Annotated in this window: 18 protein-coding genes; 8 read left to right on the top strand and 10 right to left on the bottom strand. The window is 69.0% G+C overall.

The window, feature by feature from the left end; all coding sequences use genetic code 11:
- Positions 1–36: 36 nt before the first annotated feature.
- The 3 genes from KMW22_RS01475 to KMW22_RS01465 form a co-directional block, all read right to left on the bottom strand.
- On the bottom strand, positions 37–249 hold the full coding sequence (locus KMW22_RS01475; protein WP_221088229.1) for a hypothetical protein: 213 nt from the start codon (positions 247–249) through the stop codon (positions 37–39).
- 472 nt (positions 250–721) lie between these two features.
- Positions 722–2,887 carry a HelD family protein gene (locus KMW22_RS01470; protein WP_328774550.1) on the bottom strand — a complete coding sequence of 722 codons (2,166 nt, stop codon included), beginning with the start codon at positions 2,885–2,887 and terminating at the stop codon, positions 722–724.
- A gap of 39 nt (positions 2,888–2,926) precedes the next feature.
- Positions 2,927–3,697: a hypothetical protein gene (locus tag KMW22_RS01465; protein WP_221088228.1), complete on the bottom strand. Its 771-nt coding sequence runs from the start codon at positions 3,695–3,697 to the stop codon at positions 2,927–2,929.
- A gap of 368 nt (positions 3,698–4,065) precedes the next feature.
- Here KMW22_RS01465 and KMW22_RS01460 point away from each other — a divergent pair, with 368 nt between their 5' ends.
- From KMW22_RS01460 to KMW22_RS01450, 3 genes are all read left to right on the top strand, one after another.
- Positions 4,066–5,580, top strand: a complete 1,515-nt coding sequence (locus KMW22_RS01460; protein WP_221088227.1) for a glycine--tRNA ligase — start codon at positions 4,066–4,068, stop codon at positions 5,578–5,580.
- Positions 5,577–5,975: a hypothetical protein gene (locus KMW22_RS01455; RefSeq protein WP_328774549.1), complete on the top strand. Its 399-nt coding sequence runs from the start codon at positions 5,577–5,579 to the stop codon at positions 5,973–5,975. The genes KMW22_RS01460 and KMW22_RS01455 overlap by 4 nt, the downstream gene beginning before the upstream one ends.
- A 133-nt stretch (positions 5,976–6,108) precedes the next feature.
- Positions 6,109–6,441: a hypothetical protein gene (locus tag KMW22_RS01450; protein WP_221088226.1), complete on the top strand. Its 333-nt coding sequence runs from the start codon at positions 6,109–6,111 to the stop codon at positions 6,439–6,441.
- Between the two features lie 17 nt (positions 6,442–6,458).
- Here KMW22_RS01450 and KMW22_RS01445 read toward each other — a convergent pair whose 3' ends face one another.
- Positions 6,459–7,067 carry a TetR/AcrR family transcriptional regulator gene (locus KMW22_RS01445; RefSeq protein ID WP_221088225.1) on the bottom strand — a complete coding sequence of 203 codons (609 nt, stop codon included), beginning with the start codon at positions 7,065–7,067 and terminating at the stop codon, positions 6,459–6,461.
- Positions 7,068–7,153: 86 nt separating this feature from the next.
- On the opposite strand from KMW22_RS01445, the gene KMW22_RS01440 reads away from it, so the two are divergent.
- Entirely contained in the window at positions 7,154–7,774 is a 621-nt protein-coding gene (locus tag KMW22_RS01440; RefSeq protein ID WP_221088224.1) for an NAD(P)H-dependent oxidoreductase, read from the top strand.
- A gap of 85 nt (positions 7,775–7,859) precedes the next feature.
- Here KMW22_RS01440 and KMW22_RS01435 read toward each other — a convergent pair whose 3' ends face one another.
- The 4 genes from KMW22_RS01435 to KMW22_RS01420 all read right to left on the bottom strand — a co-directional run bounded on the left by KMW22_RS01435 (position 7,860) and on the right by KMW22_RS01420 (position 14,554).
- The gene (locus tag KMW22_RS01435; RefSeq protein ID WP_221088223.1) at positions 7,860–9,248 is read right to left on the bottom strand and encodes an alpha/beta hydrolase; all 1,389 of its coding nucleotides are present in this window, start codon (positions 9,246–9,248) and stop codon (positions 7,860–7,862) included.
- Between the two features lie 561 nt (positions 9,249–9,809).
- On the bottom strand, positions 9,810–10,172 hold the full coding sequence (gene panD, locus KMW22_RS01430) for an aspartate 1-decarboxylase (protein WP_221088222.1): 363 nt from the start codon (positions 10,170–10,172) through the stop codon (positions 9,810–9,812).
- 69 nt (positions 10,173–10,241) lie between these two features.
- Positions 10,242–11,828 (bottom strand): Rqc2 family fibronectin-binding protein, encoded by a 1,587-nt coding sequence (locus tag KMW22_RS01425; protein WP_221088221.1) that lies wholly within the window; start codon positions 11,826–11,828, stop codon positions 10,242–10,244.
- Positions 11,829–11,962: 134 nt separating this feature from the next.
- Positions 11,963–14,554, bottom strand: a complete 2,592-nt coding sequence (locus KMW22_RS01420) for a BamA/OMP85 family outer membrane protein (protein ID WP_221088220.1) — start codon at positions 14,552–14,554, stop codon at positions 11,963–11,965.
- Between the two features lie 260 nt (positions 14,555–14,814).
- On the opposite strand from KMW22_RS01420, the gene KMW22_RS01415 reads away from it, so the two are divergent.
- Genes KMW22_RS01415 through KMW22_RS01400 form a run of 4 tightly spaced genes read left to right on the top strand, consistent with a single transcriptional unit; the run spans position 14,815 to position 18,612 of the window.
- Complete coding sequence (locus tag KMW22_RS01415; protein ID WP_221088219.1) at positions 14,815–15,459, top strand: YggS family pyridoxal phosphate enzyme; 645 nt, start codon at positions 14,815–14,817, stop codon at positions 15,457–15,459.
- Entirely contained in the window at positions 15,456–16,358 is a 903-nt protein-coding gene (locus KMW22_RS01410) for a DivIVA domain-containing protein (protein WP_221088218.1), read from the top strand. The genes KMW22_RS01415 and KMW22_RS01410 overlap by 4 nt, the downstream gene beginning before the upstream one ends.
- On the top strand, positions 16,355–17,620 hold the full coding sequence (locus tag KMW22_RS01405) for a cytochrome P450 (protein WP_235692419.1): 1,266 nt from the start codon (positions 16,355–16,357) through the stop codon (positions 17,618–17,620). The genes KMW22_RS01410 and KMW22_RS01405 overlap by 4 nt, the downstream gene beginning before the upstream one ends.
- Positions 17,617–18,612, top strand: a complete 996-nt coding sequence (locus KMW22_RS01400) for a phosphotransferase enzyme family protein (RefSeq protein WP_221088217.1) — start codon at positions 17,617–17,619, stop codon at positions 18,610–18,612. Before KMW22_RS01405 ends, KMW22_RS01400 begins: the two co-directional genes overlap by 4 nt.
- On the opposite strand, the gene KMW22_RS01395 is transcribed toward KMW22_RS01400, so the two are convergent.
- Together KMW22_RS01395 and KMW22_RS01390 are read right to left on the bottom strand one after the other, a co-directional pair.
- The gene (locus tag KMW22_RS01395; protein ID WP_235692418.1) at positions 18,567–19,289 is read right to left on the bottom strand and encodes a hypothetical protein; all 723 of its coding nucleotides are present in this window, start codon (positions 19,287–19,289) and stop codon (positions 18,567–18,569) included. The two genes, KMW22_RS01400 and KMW22_RS01395, sit on opposite strands and share 46 nt — an antisense overlap.
- Before the next feature lie 109 nt (positions 19,290–19,398).
- A complete protein-coding gene (locus KMW22_RS01390) occupies positions 19,399–19,575 on the bottom strand; it encodes a helix-turn-helix domain-containing protein (RefSeq protein ID WP_107137846.1) in 177 nt (58 codons plus the stop codon).
- Positions 19,576–19,780 lie beyond the last annotated feature (205 nt).

Genomic DNA, 19,780 nt, shown 5'->3' with positions numbered 1-19,780 from the left:
CGCCAAAGGTGCCGGGGGCTGGGAAAGAGGCGGCCGTTATTGCCGCGTGTCGTCGTTGGGCCCCGTGCCGAAGGTGGTGCCGGTGTCTGGGGTATGGGTGTCCGTCTCGTCCTGCATATCAGTCACGTGGCTGCCGCCCACTGAGGTCTCGGTCAACCCTGTCTGGCTGTCGCGGGTGTCGCCGCTGCGCTCGCTCATGCCGTTGCCGGCGTCGGCGGGCAGGCCGCCTTGGGCTTTGTGGTCGTCCATGCGGCACTGTGGCGTGCGGGGAATGGGGGGTGGTGAGTGGGGTGTAGAGGAAACCCCAAACGATTCAGCCCCTCGGCCGGAGAGCGAGCTGACGGAGCTCTTCGCGGGTCAGCGCCGATGGCCGCCAGTCGCCGGCCTCCATATGGGCTAGAAATGCGTCTGGCACGGCAACGCCATAGTACTGAACGTAGTACGAGAGATCTGACGGCCACAGCCAGACCCCATCAGTCTGCAGGCACAAACTGCCAATGATGTGGCGCCCAGGCCGCTGAAAATAATCGGAAGTAGGGCCGGCGGCCACGGCCAAGACTGTTCCCTGCTCCAAGTAGGCCACGACCCTGGCCCGGTGACGCCTGATCGCTTCGCCACCAACCTCCTCGATGGAAGGGTCAGTGGAAGTGGGGATGTCATGCTCTAACTCCCTGAAGAAGCCTGCCCTCAGGAGCACCCTCTTAGGGTTCATGGCACAGCCTCAGGCCACCAGTGGGTGCAGGTCGCCCACGCTGACCAGCGCCAGCCAGTGCAGGGCGCGGCTGGCCGACACGTACAGCAGGCGCCGCTCGTACTCGGTGCTTTCATCGTAGGTCTCGGCGTTGGCGCTGGCCACGATGGCCGCGCTGAATTCCAGCCCCTTGGCGAGGTTCACGGGCAGAATCACCAGCCCGCCCCGGAAGCGGTGCTCCTGCGTGGTGATCGGCTGGGCGTCGGTGTCGAACTCGCGCAGGGCCTCGGCCAACCGGTCGGCGTCCACGCTCCGGCGCGTGACAATGGCGATGTTCGTGTGGCCGGCCGCCTGCGCGTCTTTGACCGCCTGGGCGATCAGGGGCAGTTCGCCGTGGGGGCTCTCCGCCGGGGCCGTATAGCGCTGCACCTCGGCGCCGTCGCGGTCCACGCCCTGCACGGCCGCCGCGCGGTTGTAGGTGGCGGCAATGCGCGCGCCCAGCTCCGTGATCTGCCGCGTGGAGCGGTAGGTGCGCCCCAGCGTGCGCACCTGCGCGCCGGGCAGCTGGGCCTGCACCGCTTCCCAGGAACTGGGGCCCTTGTAGCCGTGCATGCCCTGGTTCAGGTCGCCCAGCGCCGTGATGTGCCCGGGACGGGTGGCGCGGCCCAGCAAGGCGTACAGCAGCGGCGAGTAATCCTGCGCCTCGTCCAGCACCACATGGTCAAACGGTTCCAGCGTACGCCCGTCCAGGCGGCCAATCCCGCCGGTAAAGGCCTGCACCGCCAGCATCAGGGGCAACTCGGTCACGTCGGCGTGGGCGCGGCGGGGGGTGGGAATGCCGCTGAGGGGATCAGTGCCCAGCAGGGCAATCTCGCGCTCAGTGAGCAGGCCACTTGCCCCCAGGGCTTCGGGGCTGCCCAGCAGGCGCCGGGCCTCGGTGATGGGCGTGGTGGAAGCGAAAACGCGCCCCAGCAGGGTGGTCAGCGGCGTGGAGAGCTGGCGCAGCACACTGGCTTCCTCGTCCTCGGCGGGGCGCAGGCGGGACAGGGCCTCGGCCTCAATGGTGCGGCGCATGCCAGTGCGGTAGCCCTCCAGGGGATCAGCAGCAAACACGTCGCGCAGCATGCTGGCCAGTTGCGCTTCGTCCAGGGCGAAGACCTGGGGCCCTCGGCCCCGCAGCTCAATGGATTCCCGCAGGCTCTGACCGTGCAGCGCCGCGTTAAACCTGTTCCAGAGGTGGGTGCGCACCACGTCCAGCATGCGGGCGTCGCCCAGCAGCTTGGCCCGTCTCCACGCCAGGGCCCGGCGGGTGTTGTCGCGGTCGGTCAGCAGCAGGCTCAGCGTCCGGTCGGTCACCTCTAACTTTTCCAGACCCAGCAGGCCGGTGGCCCAGGCTTCGGGGGTGGTCACCACCACGCGCTCAATGCCCAGTTCCGGCAGAATCCGCGCGGCGTAGGTGGCCAGCACGCGGTTGGGCATCAGCACCATGCAGGCTTCGGGGCGGGCGCGGTGGGGGCCACGTTCGGCGCTGGTCATCCAGGCCAGGCGGTGAAAGCCAATAGTGGTTTTCCCCGAGCCCGCCGCGCCCTGGATAATCACTGGCACGCCGGCCGGGGCGCGCATGGCCTCGTTCTGCTCGGGCTGCAGGGTTTCGACCACGTCGCGCATGCCGGCCGTGCTGCCTTCCTGCAGGCGGCGCAGCAGCACTTCCTCGCGCCCACCCGTGTCGCCGCCCTGTTCATCGTCATACAGGTCGGTCACGCGCAGCAGCGTCTTGGCGTGAATGTCCAACTGGCGGCGGCGCTTGATCACGCCAGCACTGCCCTTGCGCGGGGTCCAGCCCAGCGCCTGCGAATAGAACAGGCTGCCCACCTCGCTGTCCCAGCTGACCACCGAATAGGGCCCTTTCACGTCCCGAAAGCCGTGCTTGCCGATGTACAGGGTTTGCTCGCGCCCCGCCACGCGCACCTTCAGGCTGCCGAAGTACGGCTGGTGCACATGCGGCGAGAGCATGGCGGCAAATTCTTCGGCCTGGTCGCCCAGGATGATGCTGGTTTCCAGGTCGGCGCCCATCTGGCGGTCACGGTCTTCCCAGAATTCGATCTGCCGCAGCATGGCGGCCACGGTGGACGAGAGGTGCTGACTTTCCAGTTCAAAATCCGGGTGGGTTTCCGGACGTGATTCCGCAACAGGCATAACGTACAGAATACGGGAGCGGGGGAAAGTTGGGGCGACTTACCAGAGGCGGCGCACAAGGTAGCCGGTTTCGTCGTCCAGGCGTACAGGCTCTGTGAAGGTGCGGGTGGACAGCCGCTGGGGCGGGCCCGTTTCGGTCCAACGGGTGCGCTGCTCGGTCGTGACTGCGGCAAACTGGGGCACCCGGCCTTTTTGCACATGGACAGTGCGCTGAGTTTCCAGCTGAACGCCGCTCATGCCGTCGCTTTCCGGCTCGGTGCGGTAGACCGGGAATCCGCCCCACATGCGCAGTTCGCCGTTGTGCCACGCGAAAAGGTCAAGCGCATATCCACCCCACGGCCCATCACCACAGCCGACCACCAGTGCAAACTCCCGCTGGCCGTTCATATCCAGGTCGCGCAGCGTGTAGCCCTGTTTCCAGCCACAGAGGTTCATATTGCCTGTTGGCTCAACGATCCACGCCGAAGACGTACCTCCACTCAGCACCACCAGCGCAATAGGCGGCTCACTCCTGTACACATCAAAGACGGTCAGGCGCTCGGGCCGAGCGGACCGAAACGGCGCCACCAGACTGAACTGCACGCCGGTCAGACTCAGGCCCCCGAAATACTCGTATTTCTTCTTCAGCGCCTGTACCTCGGGTTTGCGGTTCAAGCCCCCGATCAGTGCTGACAGGGTGGCCTTTTCCGGCGCTGTGAAGGTCTGTTTCACGTCGCCCTGGCGGTACAACACCGGCCAGCGCTCCACCTCGGCGCGGGTGAGGGCGGTGGCGGAGCCCAGGAGCAGCAAGGGCAGAAGCAGGCGGCGCATACGCCAGCCTAGCTTGACCCCCCCGCCCCTGGTGCCGCAGACTTGGAGGGCGTTGATCCGCAGGAGTAGCGGCGCACGTACCCTAGAGCGAGCCTGTGGCGGTGAGAGTCAGGCGGGTGGCGGGCCGTGAAGGGCAGCGGGGAGCAGAGCAGGCGACAAAAGTGCCAGTCTGGCCGCAGAGGGCGGTGACTGGAACTGGGGTGGAACCGCGCGTGATGTCATGCGTCCCCAGACGGCGAAATGTCCGTCTGGGGACGTTTCGTTGTGGAGGTCTAAGGGTCGAGGGTCAAAGAGTCTAAGAACACCCGTTCTGCTGTTCCTTAGACCCTTAGACCCTTTGACCCTTCGACCCTCCGAAGGAGACCCATATGCCCGCAACGTCAATGGAAGAACTCGTCAGCCTGTGCAAGCGCCGGGGCTTTATTTTTCAGGGCTCGGAGATCTACGGGGGCCTGCAGGGCTTTTACGACTACGGCCCGCTGGGCGTAGAGCTGAAGAACAACATCAAGGCCGCGTGGTGGCGCAGCAATGTCTACGAGCGCGACGACATGGAAGGGCTGGACGCCAGCATCATCATGCACCGGCAGGTGCTGCGCCACTCGGGGCACGAGGCGACGTTTAGCGACCCCATGGTGGACAACAAAAAGACCAACAAGCGCTACCGCCTGGACCATCTGGTGAAAGACCAGAAGGCCGACGTGATTGCGAAAGTGGCCGAGGGCATGGGCGCCGAGCCGGAGAACTTCCCGGCCCTGATCGCGGCGCTGAATGCCAACCCTGCACAGGCCAGCGAAGCCCTGCGCGCGGCGGGTGTGCGCGATCCCTTCTCCGGCGAGGTGGGCGAGTGGACCGAGCCCAAGCCCTTTAACATGATGTTCAAGACGACCATTGGCCCGGTGGCCGATGACGACAGCTACGGCTATCTGCGCCCGGAAACCGCCCAGGGCATCTTTACCAACTTCAAGAACGTCGTGGACTCCACCAGCCGCCGCCTGCCGTTTGGCATCGCGCAGATTGGCAAGGCGTTTCGCAACGAGATCACGCCGCGCAATTTTATCTTCCGCGTGCGCGAACTGGAACAGATGGAGATTGAATTCTTCTGCACGCCCGGCACCGATGAAGAGTGGCACGAGCACTGGCTGGAAAAACGCCTGAGCTGGTGGGAAGCCCAGGGGGTGCCCAGAAGCAAGATTGAAATTCTGGACGTGCCCAAAGAGGACCTCGCGCACTACTCCAAGCGCACCTATGACCTGATGTACGACTACCCCACCCTGGGGCACGAGGAAATCGAGGGTATTGCCAACCGCTCGGACTACGACCTGGGGAGCCACACCAAGGCGCAGGGCGAACTGAATCTGGTGGCGAAGGTCGAAGAGAACCTCGACAGCGTGGCCAAGCTGACCATTCCCCACCCGGAGACGAACAAGCCGGTGGTGCCCTTTGTGATCGAGCCCAGTGCTGGCGTGGACCGCGCCATGCTGGCGGTGCTGAGCGAGGCGTTTACCAAAGAAACGCTGGAGAACGGCAACGAGCGCATTGTGCTGAAACTGAAGCCGCACCTCGCGCCCATCAAGGTGGCGGTGATTCCGCTGGCCCGCAACAAGCCCGAACTGGTCGAGCTGGCCCGCACCATCAAGAGCGATCTGCAGCGGCTGGGCCTGGGGCGCATTCTCCTGGAGGACAGCGGCAACATCGGCAAGGCCTACCGCCGCCACGACGAGGTGGGCACGCCCTACTGCGTCACCGTGGACTTCGACACCGTGGGCAAGGGCGAGGACCCGTCCCTGACCGACACCGTGACCGTGCGTGACCGCGACACGCTGGCGCAGGAGCGGGTGAAGATTGCGGACCTCAGCGCCTTCCTGCAGGAGAAGCTGCGGTGACCCTGCCCCAAGACCGCTTTCTGCCGGTGCTGAACACCCTGGAACTGGCGGTGCTGGGTGTGTATGGCGAGCACCCCGAGCTGACCGACGCCCAGGTGGACGCCGCCTACGAGGAACTGGCGCGCCGCTACCGGGCCGAGGCCACGAACTTTCCGTTCAAGCCAGGGGCCCTGGACGGCCTACGTGCCGAGGTCCACGACGCGGCCCTGCGCAGCCTAACCCTGATGCTGAACCACCTGGGCGAGGACCAGCGGCCCAGCGCCGAGGACCTGCGGCAGTGCGTGAACCGCCTGCGCACCAGTGTGAAGCGCTGGACCCGTGAGAGCGGCCGTCAGGGCTACCTGAAGTTCATTGACCGCGAACTGAACACCGAACTGGACAGCGACGAGGCGTAGGGCCGGGCCTGCCGCCCAGTTCCAGCCGACCTTTTCAACCCCCTCACCGACCCAGCACCGTCCTCACCTTTGCCCCCGCCACGCGCGGGGGCTCTTTATGCTCATCGGCATGTTGGCGCCCTAGTCTGGTCTTGTGCTGCTTGTCGTCTGTCCGCTGCTGGGCCTGTGGGCGCTGTGGCGCCGCCGATGGTGGCTGGGGGCCAGTGCGGGCGCGGCCAGTCTGACGGCGCTGGCCTATCCGGCCCTGCTGCTGGGCGGCCCTCACGGGGTGTGGTGGACCCGTCTGTACTGGTTCGAGCCGGACGGCGGCTTTCCCGGAGGATTAGGCAGCGCACCCACCCTTCTGCCGGCTCTGGTGGGCCTGAGTGCAGGGCTCGCTCTGGTCGCCCTGTGGCGCGAGCGCGTGGCGCTGGCGGCGGTCCCGCTGCTGGGCAGCGTCCTGGCGGCCCTTCACTTCTGGGGATAGGGCGGCCAACACTAGCTTTACCGTGGCGTGGCTGCGCGGAACTCCACACTGAGCAGGCCCCAGAGAATCTGGGCGGTGGCGTGGGGCGGCAGGTGCCCGCTCATGACCAGATGTGCCAGGCCATGCACCGTGGCCCAGAGTCCCTGGGCCACCACCTCAGGCTGGGCCGTCTGCAGGTCGCCGCTCGCCTGCGCCTCGGCAAGAAGGCGCGCCAGCAGCGTCTGATTGCGCTCGATCAGGGGGGCCAGGGGCGACACGGAGCCCGGTGGACACACTTGCGGATCAAAGATCAGCGTAAAGGCGTGGGGATGCTGGGCAGCGTAACCCACATAAGCCTCGCCCAGGGCCACCAGCCGGGCCAATGGCGTGGGCGGAGCGGCGGCGGCCTGCTCCTGCGCGGCCACGAATTCCGTCATACAGACCTCGCCCAGCGCCAGAAGCAGGGCGTGCCGATCACTGAAATGGTGGTACGGCGCCGCGTGGCTGACCCCAGCCTGCCGGGCCACCTCACGCAGGCTCAATTCGGCGGCCGGGCGCCCGGCCAGCAGGGTACGGGCCGCCGTCAGAAGCTCGTGACGCAGCAGGCCATGGTGGTAGGGGCGGGCAGACCCGCGCGAACTTGACATTGTCAACATGATGGCGCAACCTGGAAACAAGTCAACTTGACACTGTCAAGATCTCTCAGGGGCTGCCGCTGCAGCCTGGAGGCCGCATGTCCACGCTGGTTATCAACGCCCACCCGAACCCCGACAGCTTCTGCCGCGCGCTGGCTGAACGCTACGCCCAGGGGGCCCGCGCCGCTGGGCCGGTCACCCTCATTCACCTGGCCGAACTGCACTTTGACCCCGTTCTGCACCGGGGGTACGGGGCCGCGCAGCCACCAGAAGCCGATCTGGAACGGATGCAGGCCCTGTTACGTGGATGCACGCACCTGTGCGTCGTGTACCCCGTGTGGTGGGGGGCGCCGCCCGCCCTGCTCAAAGGGTTTGTGGACCGCACCTTCCTGCCAGGGTTTGCCTTTCAGTACCAGAATCGCCCATTCCCCACCCAACTCCTGCGCGGCCGGAGCGCGCGTGTGATAGTCACCAGCGACTCGCCCACGTGGTACCTGCACCTGACGGGCGACAGCGCCGTGCGCAGCGTCAAGGACCGCACCCTGGCCTTTAGCGGCTTCCGGCCTGTGCAGGCCACGCGCCTGGGGCCAGTGCGCCGCAGCACGCCAGAGCAGCGGGAACGGTGGCTGGCCCAGGCTGGCCACCTGGGAGAGCGGGATGGTCAGCGGGCCAGCCAGCGGCACCCGGGGCAGCCTGTCATGAGCCATCCCGGAGCCTAGGGGAGGCGCGTACAAGACACGGGACCAGCAAGACCGGGTTGATCTGCTCGGATGAATCGACGGCCTTCCCCCTTCCGCCTCCCCCCTATTTCACCAGCGGCCTCATCCAGGCGCCAATCCAGCGCGCCACCTGATCCCCACGCGCCGACACGATGTCCAGGTGCGCCGCGCCCTTCAGGGTAAAGGTGGTCAGCTGGGCCTGGGTGCCCGCCGCAAACGTGCGGTACTGGGCTTCGGTGGTCACGCCCTGTTCGGCGGCGATGCCCAGCACGGGCAGCTTCAGCGTGTTCATGTGCCACACCGGCAGCGTCTTTTCAAAAGGGGTGCCGCGCGTGCCGGTGCGGGCGGCGGCGAGGTCCAGGGTCAGGCGCTGGGGAAAGTACCACTCGGCGTAGTCGCTCAGGGGGGTGATGTAGCGGCGCACAAAGTCGGCGGCGTCGGTGGGGGCAGCGGGGTCGGCCTGCCAGCCCACCGGCTGGCGGGGGTCCTTGGCGCCCGCAATCCAGCGGCTGTCCCTGCCGCCCAGGGCCAGGGTGGGCAGGTTGGTGGCCTCGGTGGCGTTGGTGGCCTGCCCGGTCTTGATCGCCATGAAGGGAATCAGGGCGTAGCGCTGGTCCAGCTGGGTCATGGCGGCGGCCATGTTGGTGGCCGGAAAGGGCACGAGGCCCCCCGCCGGTGCCCGCCCGGACGGGTCCAGCTGGGCCAGCCGCGCCTGGGCCGCGCCCCGGCTGGCGAGGCGTGGGCTGAAGAACACCGCGTCCACATACGGCGCCCGCGCCAGCCCGTCCAGGCCCGGCAGCGGGCCAATAGGGTTGCTGGCCCCCTTGCGATAGGCGTCGGCGGTCAGGGGCTGGCCGCTCATCAGGCCGGGCAGGCCGTCAAGCATCACCAGCCCGCGCACGTCCCGGGCCCCCGGCATCCCCGCAAAGTCGTAGGCGGCGTACAGGCCGCTGAGGGTGCCGCCCATGGAGTGTCCGCCCAGAAACACGTTGGGGGTGAGCGCCCGCGCGGCCTGCACCGCCACGCGCCAGTCTTTGAGGGTGGTGTCCAGGCCCCAGTCCTTGAGGTAGGGCACGCTGTCCGGGGTGCGCACCGGCAGGCCGTCCTTGACCAGCCCGGCCAGGGCGGCAGGCCCGGCCTTCAGGATGGGCGCGTGGTCTTCGAGCAGGTTGCTGCGGCGGTCCACCGCCCACACCGCCACATTCGGATTCAGGGCCACGATCTGCCGCGCCAGCCGGTCAAAACTGCCAGCGCCGCCCAGGAACCCCGGCATCAGCAGCAGCACCGCGCGGGGTTTGGCGCTGCCGTAGCGCACGGTGATGCTGGCGTTGAGGTTGGCTGGGGTGCCGGGGACCACGGCGCCGCCCATCACCACGCGCGTGGCTGGAACAGCGTTCAGCTGCGCTTCGGTGGGGGCGGCCAGGGCGGGGGCGGTCAGCAGGAGGGCAAGCAGAAGGGCGTGGGGGCGGCGCATGGGGTCATGCTGGGCGGCGGGGGTGGGGGCAAAGGTGGGGAGAGGAACGGAGGCGGGTTATGGATTTGTGGAGGTGTTCTTCATGGGGCTGAGGGAGGCTGGGTTGGTTGGAGACGGTTGCCCCAGCCCCCCTACCCCGGAGGGGAGACGACTTCGCCGCGCAGGGCGGCCTGCGCGTTGCCGCTGGTTCGACTCACGCGCCTGGAACCTGGTGACAGGGGGAGCGGCGCTGCGCTGGGCAAGAGTTTCTACTGGCGTCGGCGGAGTTGCTCTATCCGTCAACGTATCCGGCTTCGACGCCATCCTCCGCCCCATCGCAATAGCCCGCGCGCTGCGCGCCCAAGAGCGAGTGAGCCTACGTCACCGAATCAAGATGAGCGACTCGCAGAGCTGCTCCGCAGAGGGGCCGCCCCCGAGCGGGTGGGGCCACATTCGACGGCCTCGTCTGGACCTGGGCGTTAAAGGGGCAAGAAGGCAACAGGCGAGTGGCTTATCTGCCCTCGCCTTCTGCCGTTCCTACACCCTACAACCCACGTCCCACACCCATCTTTTACCCCACCCTCAGACCAGTTCCAGATGCAGCTGCCGGTTGCGCTCGTCCACATGCACCACGCGGGGTTCCAGGCGGCGGGCCTCTTCCTCCGTGAAGTTGCCGTACGCAGCGATAATCACCAGATCGCCGGGCTTCATCAGGTGGGCGGCGGCGCCGTTGATCCCAATGACGCCGCTGCCGCGCGGGCCGCTGAGCGCATAGGTGCTCAGGCGGTTGCCGTTGGTGATGTTGTAGATGTCCACGCGCTCATTGACCAGGATGTCGGCCGCGTCCAGCAGGTCCTGGTCAATCGTCACGCTGCCGACATAGTCCAGGTCGGCCTGCGTAACAGTCGCGCGGTGAATCTTGGCCCTGAACATGATGCGTTCCACAAAGCGGCATTGTACGCGTTTTGCACCCCCGGACAGGGTACGCCTTACTTTCCGCCCCTGCCTGCCCGGTCAACCACTCGCCACGCCGCTGCCCTCTGCGGGCAGGGTGCCGTCCACGAACACCGTTTTCTGGTCGGTGTAGTGCACCTGCCCGGCGGGAGCGCCTCTGGGCCGCCACACGTGCTTGATGCGGGTGTAATCCACCGGCACGTTGCTGCTGCCGCGCGCCTTGGAATGGGCCGCTGCCAGCCGGGCGGCGTACAGGATGTCCGGCAGGTCCAGGTCGCGCCCCCCCGAGCGCACCAGCACATGGCTGCCGGGGTAGCCCTGGGCGTGGAACCAGTGGTCCATGGACTTGCCCAGCCGGTGCGTGAGGGTCGCGTTCTCCTTGTTGTTGCGCCCCACCAGCACCTCGAAGCCGCCGGGGGTGGTAAAGCGCGCGCCATACGGACTTTTTTCCGGGCGCTCGGTCTGCAGCCGGGCCGAGAGGGCCTCCAGGGTTTCCAGCTCGGCGGTATCCAGGGCCGCGAGGCGGGCTTCGGCCTCCTGCAGTTCGGCGCGCAGGCCCTCTTCGCGCTCGGCGAGGCGCAGATACACCTCCTCGCGGCGCCGGGCGCGGGCATAGCGTTTCTCGGCGTTCTGAATGGCGCTGAGGGTGGGGTCCAGACTGAGGGGTTGTTCGCCGCTGCCGTCAAAGGCGGGCAGCAGGGCGCTGGCGGCCCCGGCGGGAATGGTGTGGGCGTAGGCCATCAGCAGATCGGCCTCGGCGCGGTCGCGGGCAGCGTCGTCCAGGCCGGCCTCGGCGCGGGCCACGTCCGACAGCTGGTTGCGCAGCAGCGTCAGGCGCTTGTCCAGTGGTTCGCGCAGGGCCTTGCGCAGCGCCGCCGCCTTTTCGCCGCGCGCCGCCTCGCGCGCCCCGCCCTGCAGCACCCCCTCGCTCACCGTGGGGTCCTGCACCAGGGCGCGCAGGGCCGCCAGCGTCTGTGGCCAGGCGGCCCCGGGCGCCTCGTCGGGCCGCAGCCCTGCACGCCGGGCCAGTTCGGCGCCCAGCAGCGGGCCCAGGCCGTCCAGCCGCTCGCGCCAGCGGCCAATAGGCAGGGCCGCGAGCGTCTGGGCGTCCGCTTCGCCTACGGTGCGGGGGTCCAGCTTGTCGTACGGGGGCGGCGGCGTGTAGCGCCCGCCCGTGCGCACCGTGCGGAAGCGGTTGCGGCTGCCGGTGATTTCCCGCGCGGCCATCACGATGCGGCCCTCAAAGCCCTCGCCGCCCTCTAGCACCAGCAGGTTGGCGTTGCGGCCCGTCACCTCAAAGACCAGCCGGGTGGGCGCCTGATCCACGAAGCCCGATTCGCCGCCGAAATGCAGGGCGATCACCCGGTCCAGTTTCAGCTGCTCGGCCCGCAGCAGGTCGCCCCGCACCCGCGCGACCAGAAAGCGCTGGAAGGGGTTGTGGGGCTCGCCGCGCAGCCGCTCACGCGACAGAAACACCACTGGTGTGGGCGGCCGGTAGCTGAGCACCAGATTGCGCCGCCCCTCCAGCCCGGGGCCGTCGAGCAGCAGCGCCGCCGTGGTTTCGTCGGGAAATGCCCAGCCCAGCGTGCGCAGCGGCAGCGCCGGGCCCAGGTCGCGCAGCACCCGCGCGAGCATCAGCCCTTCCACAGGCGGCCTCCAAGGGGGTGGGGAGCGGTCATCGGGGCATGGTAGCAGCGCACGCCGGCTGATGGTCTATGGCAAATGGCAGATGGCGGGTTCTCCCCAGCCACCTGCCATTTGCCTTTAGCCGTCTGCCGGCTTTACCAGAAGTTCCCCAGGCGGAAGTAGAACTTGCCCTGGCCCGTCTGGGGGCTGAAGCCGTAGTCGAAGCGCAGGCTGGGCAGCAGGGTGCCGCCGATGCCCAGGTTCAGCTGCACGCCCGCGCCCACGCCGTACTTCAGGTTGAAGTTGGGGTTGGCGCTGCTGCCCCAGGCGCTGCCCGCGTCGGCAAAGACCACACCGTACAAGCCCTGGGCAATGCCGGCCTTCAGGCCGAAGTCGTAGCGATACTCGGCGCTGGCGGTCAGGTAGTTCGGGCCAAACAGCTCGCCGTCGGCCAGCCCGCGAATGTGGCGCGAGGCGCTGGCGCTGCTGCCGCCACCCACCGAGTAGCCGGTGCCTGCCGGGGCCGTATTCAGGCCCAGGGTGGTGCCCGCGTTGGCGCGCACAGCGAAGACCTGCTGCTTGTTGGTCACACCCAGGCTCTTTTCCAGGGTGCGGCCAAAGCCGAAGTAGGTGCTGGCGCCGCCCTGCACCTCGCTCCAGCGCACGCCCACGTTGTTCTGGTTGCCGAAGCGGTAGTTGACCCCCAGGTTGGCGCGCACGCCCTGGCCGGGGAAATCACCGTTGTCGGTGGAGTCGTAGTTCAGGCCGGCGCTCGCGCTGCTGAGCAGCGAGTTGGTGGGCACCAGGCCCTTCACGTCCCCCTCAGCGAAGGTGCGGGTCTGCTCGGCGCCGCTGGCGTCCTTGTAGGTCACCGTGTTCTTGTCGTCTTTTTGCAGCGGCTCCAGGTAATAGGTGTTGTAGCCCACCCCAAAGCCCACGCTGGCGTACAGGTTCTTGGCGAGGTTACGCCCGGCGCTCACGCTGAAGCTGGTGGTGCGGGTGGTGTAGTCCCAGCCGGTGTCCACGTTGGCCGGGGTGTCGGTGGGCTTGCTGAACAGCGGCTGGTTGCCGGTCACGTTGCTGCCGGCCTGCACGGTCACGCTGGTGGGCACCTTGCGGAAGTCCAGGAAATCCAGGTCCAGCCAGGGAATGGTGTAGCTCACGTTGCCCACGAGGTTCTGCCGGGCCTCGTTCTGCTGGCCACCCACGGCCACCGTGAAGTTGTGGCCCAGCCCGAAGACGTTGTTGTTGGTGTAGGCCGCTTCGCCGCCGAAGCCCCCGGCAAACGAGTCGTAGGTCAGGCCCAGGCTGACCGGAATGCCGCTGGTGGTTTCGGCCAGCCCCAGCACGTAGGTGATGTTCTCGGGGTTGGCGGGGTCGGCACGCACCTGCTCACTGACCACGCGCACGAAGCCCAGGCGGGCAATGCGGCCCAGCGCGGCGTTCAGCTCGTCGCGGTTAAAGGCGCGGCCAGCTTCGGGCAGTTCGCGCAGAATCACGCGGTCCTTGGTCTTGTGGTTGCCCTGCCACTGCAGTTCGTAGCCCGCCACCCGCACCTCGCGGATGTTGAAGGTCAGCACGCCGTTTTCAAAGGTGATCGCGTCGCGGGTGCTGATTTCATAGCCCGCCTTGCGGTAGGCGTCGCGCACGGCGAAGAAGTCATCCTGGGCCAGCTGGGGGCTGTACACGTCGCCCACCTTGGTTTTCACGGCCGCCAGCAGCGTGGCGGTGGGCACCAGGGTGTTGCCCTGCACGGCAATGGTCTTGACCGGGCCACTGGCCACCCCTGCCGAGCCGAACAGCACGGTCACCTCACCCGGGTTCTGGGGATTGGGGCGCAGGGCAAAGCCCACCGGCTGACCCGTCTGGTTGGCCAGGGTGCGCACGTCGGCCTGCAGACGCTCCAGCGAGATCGGCTGACCGGGGCGGGTCTGCAGCGTCACCTGGGGGTTATTCAGGTCGCTGAGGTCCACGCCCGCGACCTTGCCCTCAATGACGCGCACCTTCAGCACGCCGCCCTCCAGGGCGGTGGTCTGGGTGTTCACACCCGCCTGCAGGTAGCCGGCCTCGTCGTAGGCCTGCTGCAGCCCCTGCACGGCAGCGTAATAGGCTTCTGGCGTAAAGCGCTTGGCGTCGTATAGGGGCTTGAAGATGGCCGTGACGGTGCTGGCGGGCAGCAGGGTCACGCCTTCGACCTCCACGCGCGAAATGGGGGCGGTTTCGTCCACCACGAAGTTCACGGTGACCGTGCCGTCGGCTTCGGTCTTCACGTCGCTGCTGATGCTGGGAGCAAAGGGATAGCCTTCGCCCTGGTAGTTGCTGGCCAGGGCGTCTTTGGCCTCTTCAATGCGCACGTTATTCAGCGTGGCGCCGGGGGCAATGTTCAGCAGGTCCGCCACGCTCTTTTTGAAGCCCTCGGCGGGCAGGAAGGTCAGGCCTGTGACCGTCACGTCCTTGATGGTGGGGTTGGGCACCACGGTAATCACCAGCGTGTCGCGCCCGGCCACGCTGCGCAGTTCAGCCACGGCCGACTTGAAGTAGCCGCTGGCCAGCACTTCCTGTTCCACCTGACGCAGATTCACGCTGGACAGCGGCGCGCCGGCCTGCACCGAGAGGGTGGCGCGCAGAAAATTGGTCAGCAGGTCACTGGTGCCGACCACCGTGACCTCCTGCACCGTGCCGGCCGTCTGGGCAACGGCGGGCGCGGCGAGGACAACGGTCAGGGCAAGGGTAAGGGGGTGTCGCATGCTTCTCCTAGTGTCGCACAGGCTCCTGAAATCGCCCCCGGCCGAATGTGCGGCGGCGGGGGCAGGCGCGGCGAGTCCTGCCCACACTTGCGACTTCGGCTCTGAGAAGGGTGAAGATTGGGTGCAGTCCCGCCCGGCTCAGTCTGGGGGGCCACACAGGCTGCGCCGCTTGAGCCCGGGCAGAGGGTGGGTGAGAATAGGCGGGTGTTTGCTCACCAACCCTTCGGGCTTGTCTGGCGCCGTGCGCGCTGGGGCACGCCATGAGCCTGCCAGAGGTGCTGTCCGGCATCCGCGCCGCCGAGGCCCAGGCGGGCCGCGCGCCCGGCAGCGCCCGGCTGGTGGCGGTCACCAAGGGCCAGACCCTGGAGGCCATTGACCGCTGCGTGCTCTCCCACGGCACTTTTCCGCTGGGCGAGGGCCGCGCCCAGGAACTGCGCGACAAGGCCGCCGCGCGCCCCGACCTGGAATGGCATTACCTGGGCGCGCTGCAGCGCAACAAGGTCAAGTACCTGCGCCCGGTGGCGCTGGTGCACAGCCTGGAAGCGGTGTGGCAGGCGCAGGCCATTGCCCAGGCCGCCCAGGGCTGGGGCCGCGCGCCCGGGGTGCTGCTGCAGGTGCACAACGGCGAGACGCAGAAACACGGCATTGAAGTAGACCTGCTGCCCGGCGTGCTGCGCGAGGTGCAGGCCACCGGGCTGAGCGTGCGCGGCCTCATGGTGATGGCCCCGGATCTGGACGGGCACCCACAGCGCGATGAGCGGCTGCTGGCCCTCTTTCAGGACACCGCGCGGCGCGCGCACGACCTGGGTCTGTCAGAGTTGAGTATGGGCATGAGCGGGGATTACCCGCTGGCTGTGCACGCTGGAGCCACCCTGGTGCGGGTGGGAAGGAGTCTGTTCTCGTGAAATTCACCCCCCTTGACGTGCGCCACCAGGAATTTCCCACCCGGCTGGGCGCCTATGACCGCGCCGCCGTGCGCGCCTTCCTGAACGAGCTCTCCGATGACCTCGAAGCCCTGCTGCACGAACAGCAGGCCCTGCGCGAGCAGGTGAGCGGGCTGGAGCGCGCCCTGGAGGACCAGCGCCAGAACGAGGACGAGATCCGCCGCGCGGTGGTGGCCGCCGAGCGCATTTCCCACGAACTGCGCGAGAACGCCGTGCGCGAGGCCGACCTGATGGTGGCGCAGGCCCGCCAGCAGCGCGACACGCTGGACCACGACACCCAGGCGCGGCGTGAGGCCCTGGAAGCCGGGCACCAGGCACGCATGGCCGAACTGGAGCGGGTGGCCGCCCAGCGCGCCGCCGAACTGGAGCGCGCCCACCATGATCTGAGTGCCACCCGCGAGCGCGCCCAGGCCGAGCGCCTGACGCAGCTGGAACGCACCTTCAGCGCGCGCCACGCCGAGCTGACCGCACGCCTCACCGGGGCCCGGCAGGAATACGCGCAGTTCCTGAGCGCCTACCGCGCCCTGGTGGGCTCGTTCTCCGAGCTGGCCGCGCGGCACGGCGCCCCCGACGACCACCCGCTGCCCCTGGGTACGCTGCCCAGTTCTACCGTGACCAGTTCTGCGGCTGGCGCGTCGCCCCAACCCCCCAGCGAGCCTCCTGCACCGGGCGCCGTGCCCACCGCTCCGCTGCAGGAAGTGCCCGATGCCGCCGCTCAGGGCCCCGTTGACGAGGCGACCTTCGATGCCCAGGCCGCCCGGCGCGCCGCAGTGGCCGCTGGCGTGGCGCTGCTCACCCGCCTCTCGCCCGATAGCCCCGACGAGCGCCCCGTGCGGGTGGAAGGGCAGCAGTTCCTTTGAGCGCGCCCCCAGCCCACCCCGGCCTGCCCACCTTCACGCTGCCGCTGGAAGACCCGGCCTTCCTGCGCGACCCTTACCCGCTGCTGGCCGAGCTGCGCGCCTGGGCCCCTGCCTTCTACGACCCTGGCATGGGGCGCGTGGTGCTCACCCGCCACGCCGAGATCTCGGCGGCGCTGCGTGACCGGCGACTGGGCCGCAGCGCCCTGCACCGCTACTCGCGCGATGAACTGGGCTGGCCGCCCCCCGACCCCCGGCAGGCCAACTTCGACGCCTTTAACAGCAACCACCTGCTGGATTCCGAGCCGCCCAAGCACACCCGGCTGCGCTCGCTGGTGCAGCTGGCGTTTACCCCCCGGCGCGTGGAGGCGCTGCAGGGGCGCATTGAGGCGATTCTGGACGAGCAGGTGCGCGGCCTGGGCGCCCGGGGACCCTTTGATCTGGTGGCCGACTACGCCGAGCCGCTGCCCGTCACGGTGATTGCTGAGCTGCTGGGCGTGCCGGAAGCCGAGCGCCACGCGCTGCGGCCCTGGTCGGCGGCGATTGTCAAGCTGTACGAGCCCGCCCCCACCGCCGCTGATCAGGCCGAGGCCGAACGCGCCGTGCTGGACTTCAGCGCCCTGTTGCGCGAACTGGTGGCCCTGCGGCGCGCCCACCCACAGGACGACCTGATCACCGCGCTGGTGCAGGCCGAGGAGGCAGGCGACCGCCTGACCGAGCAGGAACTGATTGACACCTGCATTCTGCTGCTGAATGCCGGGCACGAGGCCAGCGTGAATGGCCTGTCGGCGGGCGTACTGGCCCTGCTGCGCCAGCGCGAGCACTGGGACGCCCTGGTGGCCGCCGCCCAGGATGAGGACAGCCTGCCGGTCTTCCGCAGGGCGATAGAGGAACTGCTGCGCTTTGACACGCCGCTGCCCATGTTCGAGCGCATTGTGCTGGACCCCCTCACGCTGGCCGGGGCCGAGCTGAAGCCGGGCGAGCGCGTGGCCCTGCTGTACGCCAGCGCCAACCGCGACCCCGAGAAGTTCGAGGCCCCCCACGACCTGCGCCTGAACCGCGATCCCAACCCACACCTGACCTTTGGGCTGGGCATTCACTACTGCCTGGGGGCCCCACTGGCCCGGCTGGAACTGGCCCTGAGCCTGCGCGCCCTGTGCCGCACCCTCCCGGGGCTGCGCCTCTTGGACCCCCACGAGCCCGGGCAGTACACCGGCGGCTTCGTGATTCGCGGGCTGGCGCGGCTGGACGTGCAGGCCGGGTGAGCACCGGGGCCGGGCCCCCAGGGGCCAGGGCGCTGACCCCCGGTGATCTGGCCGCCCACTGGTCGCTGGGGCCGGGCGTGCAGCTGCGGGCCCTGGCGGGCGGCAGCATCAACGGGGCCTACCGCGTGCAGACGCGTACCGGCCCCTTTCACCTGCGCGTGTACCGCGACCCCCGCCCCGAGCGCGCCGGGCGCGAGCACCACGCCATAGAGGTGGCCCGCGCCGCTGGCGTGCCCACCCCGGCCCCCGTGCCCACCCGGCAGGGCGGCACCCTGGCTCGGCTGGCCCTGGGCTGGGCGGCCCTGTTTGAATGGGCCCCCGGTGAGCCCGTGCCCCGGGCCGCCCTGACCCCGGCCCACGCGGCGGCGCTGGGAGAGTTCCTGGCGCGGCTTCACGCCCAGCTGCCCGCCACGGTGGCGTTCGAGGTGCCGCCCCTGGCTCCGCCTGCCCCGGTGGCGCGCGCCCTTGAGCGGCTGGAGGCCGTGCGCGCCGCCATTCTGGCCCGGCCTACGCCGGACGAGGTGGACCGCTGGGCCCTGGTCCGCACGGAGCAGCGGCTGACCCACCTGCGCACCGGGCCCCGCCCGGACCCCGCCCCGGCGGATACAGGGCCCGCGCTGCCCAGCCGCTTTCTGCACGGCGATTACCACGACGGCAACGTGTTCTTTCAGGCGGGGCAGCCCGCCGCCCTGATTGACTGGGAGCAGACCCGGCTGGCGCCGCGCGCCTGGGAGATCGTGCGCGCCCTGCACCTGAGCCTGGGCCTTCAGGCCGACCTGGGCCGCTCCTTTCTGGCAGGCTACCGCACGCGTCAGCCCCTCCCCCACGAAGAATTGCAGGCCGGCGCCGACCTGTACGCCACCCTGCAGGAACGCAACGTGTGGACCCTGGAAAGCGTGTATCTCCACGGCAATCCAGGGCCCCGCCGCTTTGTGCGGCCGCCGCCCTACGTGCCGTTTGGGACGGCCTGGGCCGCTGCCGGGCTGCGCTGAAACGCTGCCCACCACACCGGGGCCAGCTCGCCGGCAGCGGCTTCGGCCTGGGCTTCGGCTGTCCGCTCCAGCGCCAGCAGGGCCAGCACCCGCGCCGGGCTGCGCGGCGTGCTGCGGTCCAGGGCCTTGTGGGCGGTGGCCTGGGCTTTGCGTGGGTTGAGCCGGGCCTGAACGTAGGCCAGCACGGCCAGCAGGTGCGGGTCGGCGCTCTGGCCGCTCAGTTCGGACACCTTCAGTCCTTCAGCCAGAGTGCGCAGGGGCGCATATGGGGACGAGGCCTGGGGATATTCCTGTTCGGCCAGCAGCACGGCGGCCGCCACCAGGGCAGCGCTGTCCCCCGCCGCTCTGGCCTGGGCACGGGCGGCCAGGGTGGCGGCAGGGGCATCGGGCCGGGCCAGTTGGTGTGCGGCGCGGGCCTGCAGCACCTGCACCCGGGGCCCGGCGGGCAGCGCCGCCAGTTCAGCCTGGGCGCGGGCCGCGTCGCCCAGCCGCAGGGCCGCCGCCGCGCGCACCAGGGGGTCAGGCGCCCAGGCCAGCGCCAGCCCGGGCCGGCCCAGGCCCAGGGCCACCTCGCCCGCCTGCGGCTGGAGTGCCGGGGGCAGGTGGCTGTAGAGGGTCAGCGCCGCCTGCGGGTCCTCCTGCAGCGCGGCGCTCAGGGCGGCAAGCGGGTCAGTCATGGCCGCCACTATGGCAGTTGAGGGGGCAGTTGTAGACCATCACTGCGCCAGCCCTGGGGGCCGCCGGGCCCAACGCTGGGCCAGGAGCCACCGGAAGTCGCGCCTTTCTTTACGCGCTCAGTGCCAGATCCAGGCCCAGAAAGCGCCACAGCGAGCGGCGGGGCACGCGCAGGCCGCTGGGGTGCTCCACCGCACCCAGACGCCCGTCTCTGATCCAGCGGCGCACGGTGCGTTCGTGGGTTCCGGTAAAGTCAGCGACCTCGCTGACCTTGAGGAGTTTGGGCATGTTCTGGTACTGGTCGGATAAGGTCACGCAGGCCTCCTTAAACGCAGCGGGGCTGCACAGAGGCAGCCCCACCTTCAGCTTCAGTTTTCACGGCACCGGACGACTGAATCAGCACGTCCACAACCCTGCCCAGCACGCCACCTGACCCGCCGCAGCGGCGCGGCCCGGGGCAAATGAGGGAGGGAAGTCGGTTCAACTTGTCAAG

Origin of the sequence: Deinococcus aquaedulcis, assembly GCF_019693445.1 — a bacterium.
GTDB lineage: Bacteria > Deinococcota > Deinococci > Deinococcales > Deinococcaceae > Deinococcus > Deinococcus aquaedulcis.
The sequence above is the reverse complement of the archived record's forward strand: the minus strand, read 5'-3'. Positions and strand labels throughout refer to the sequence as shown.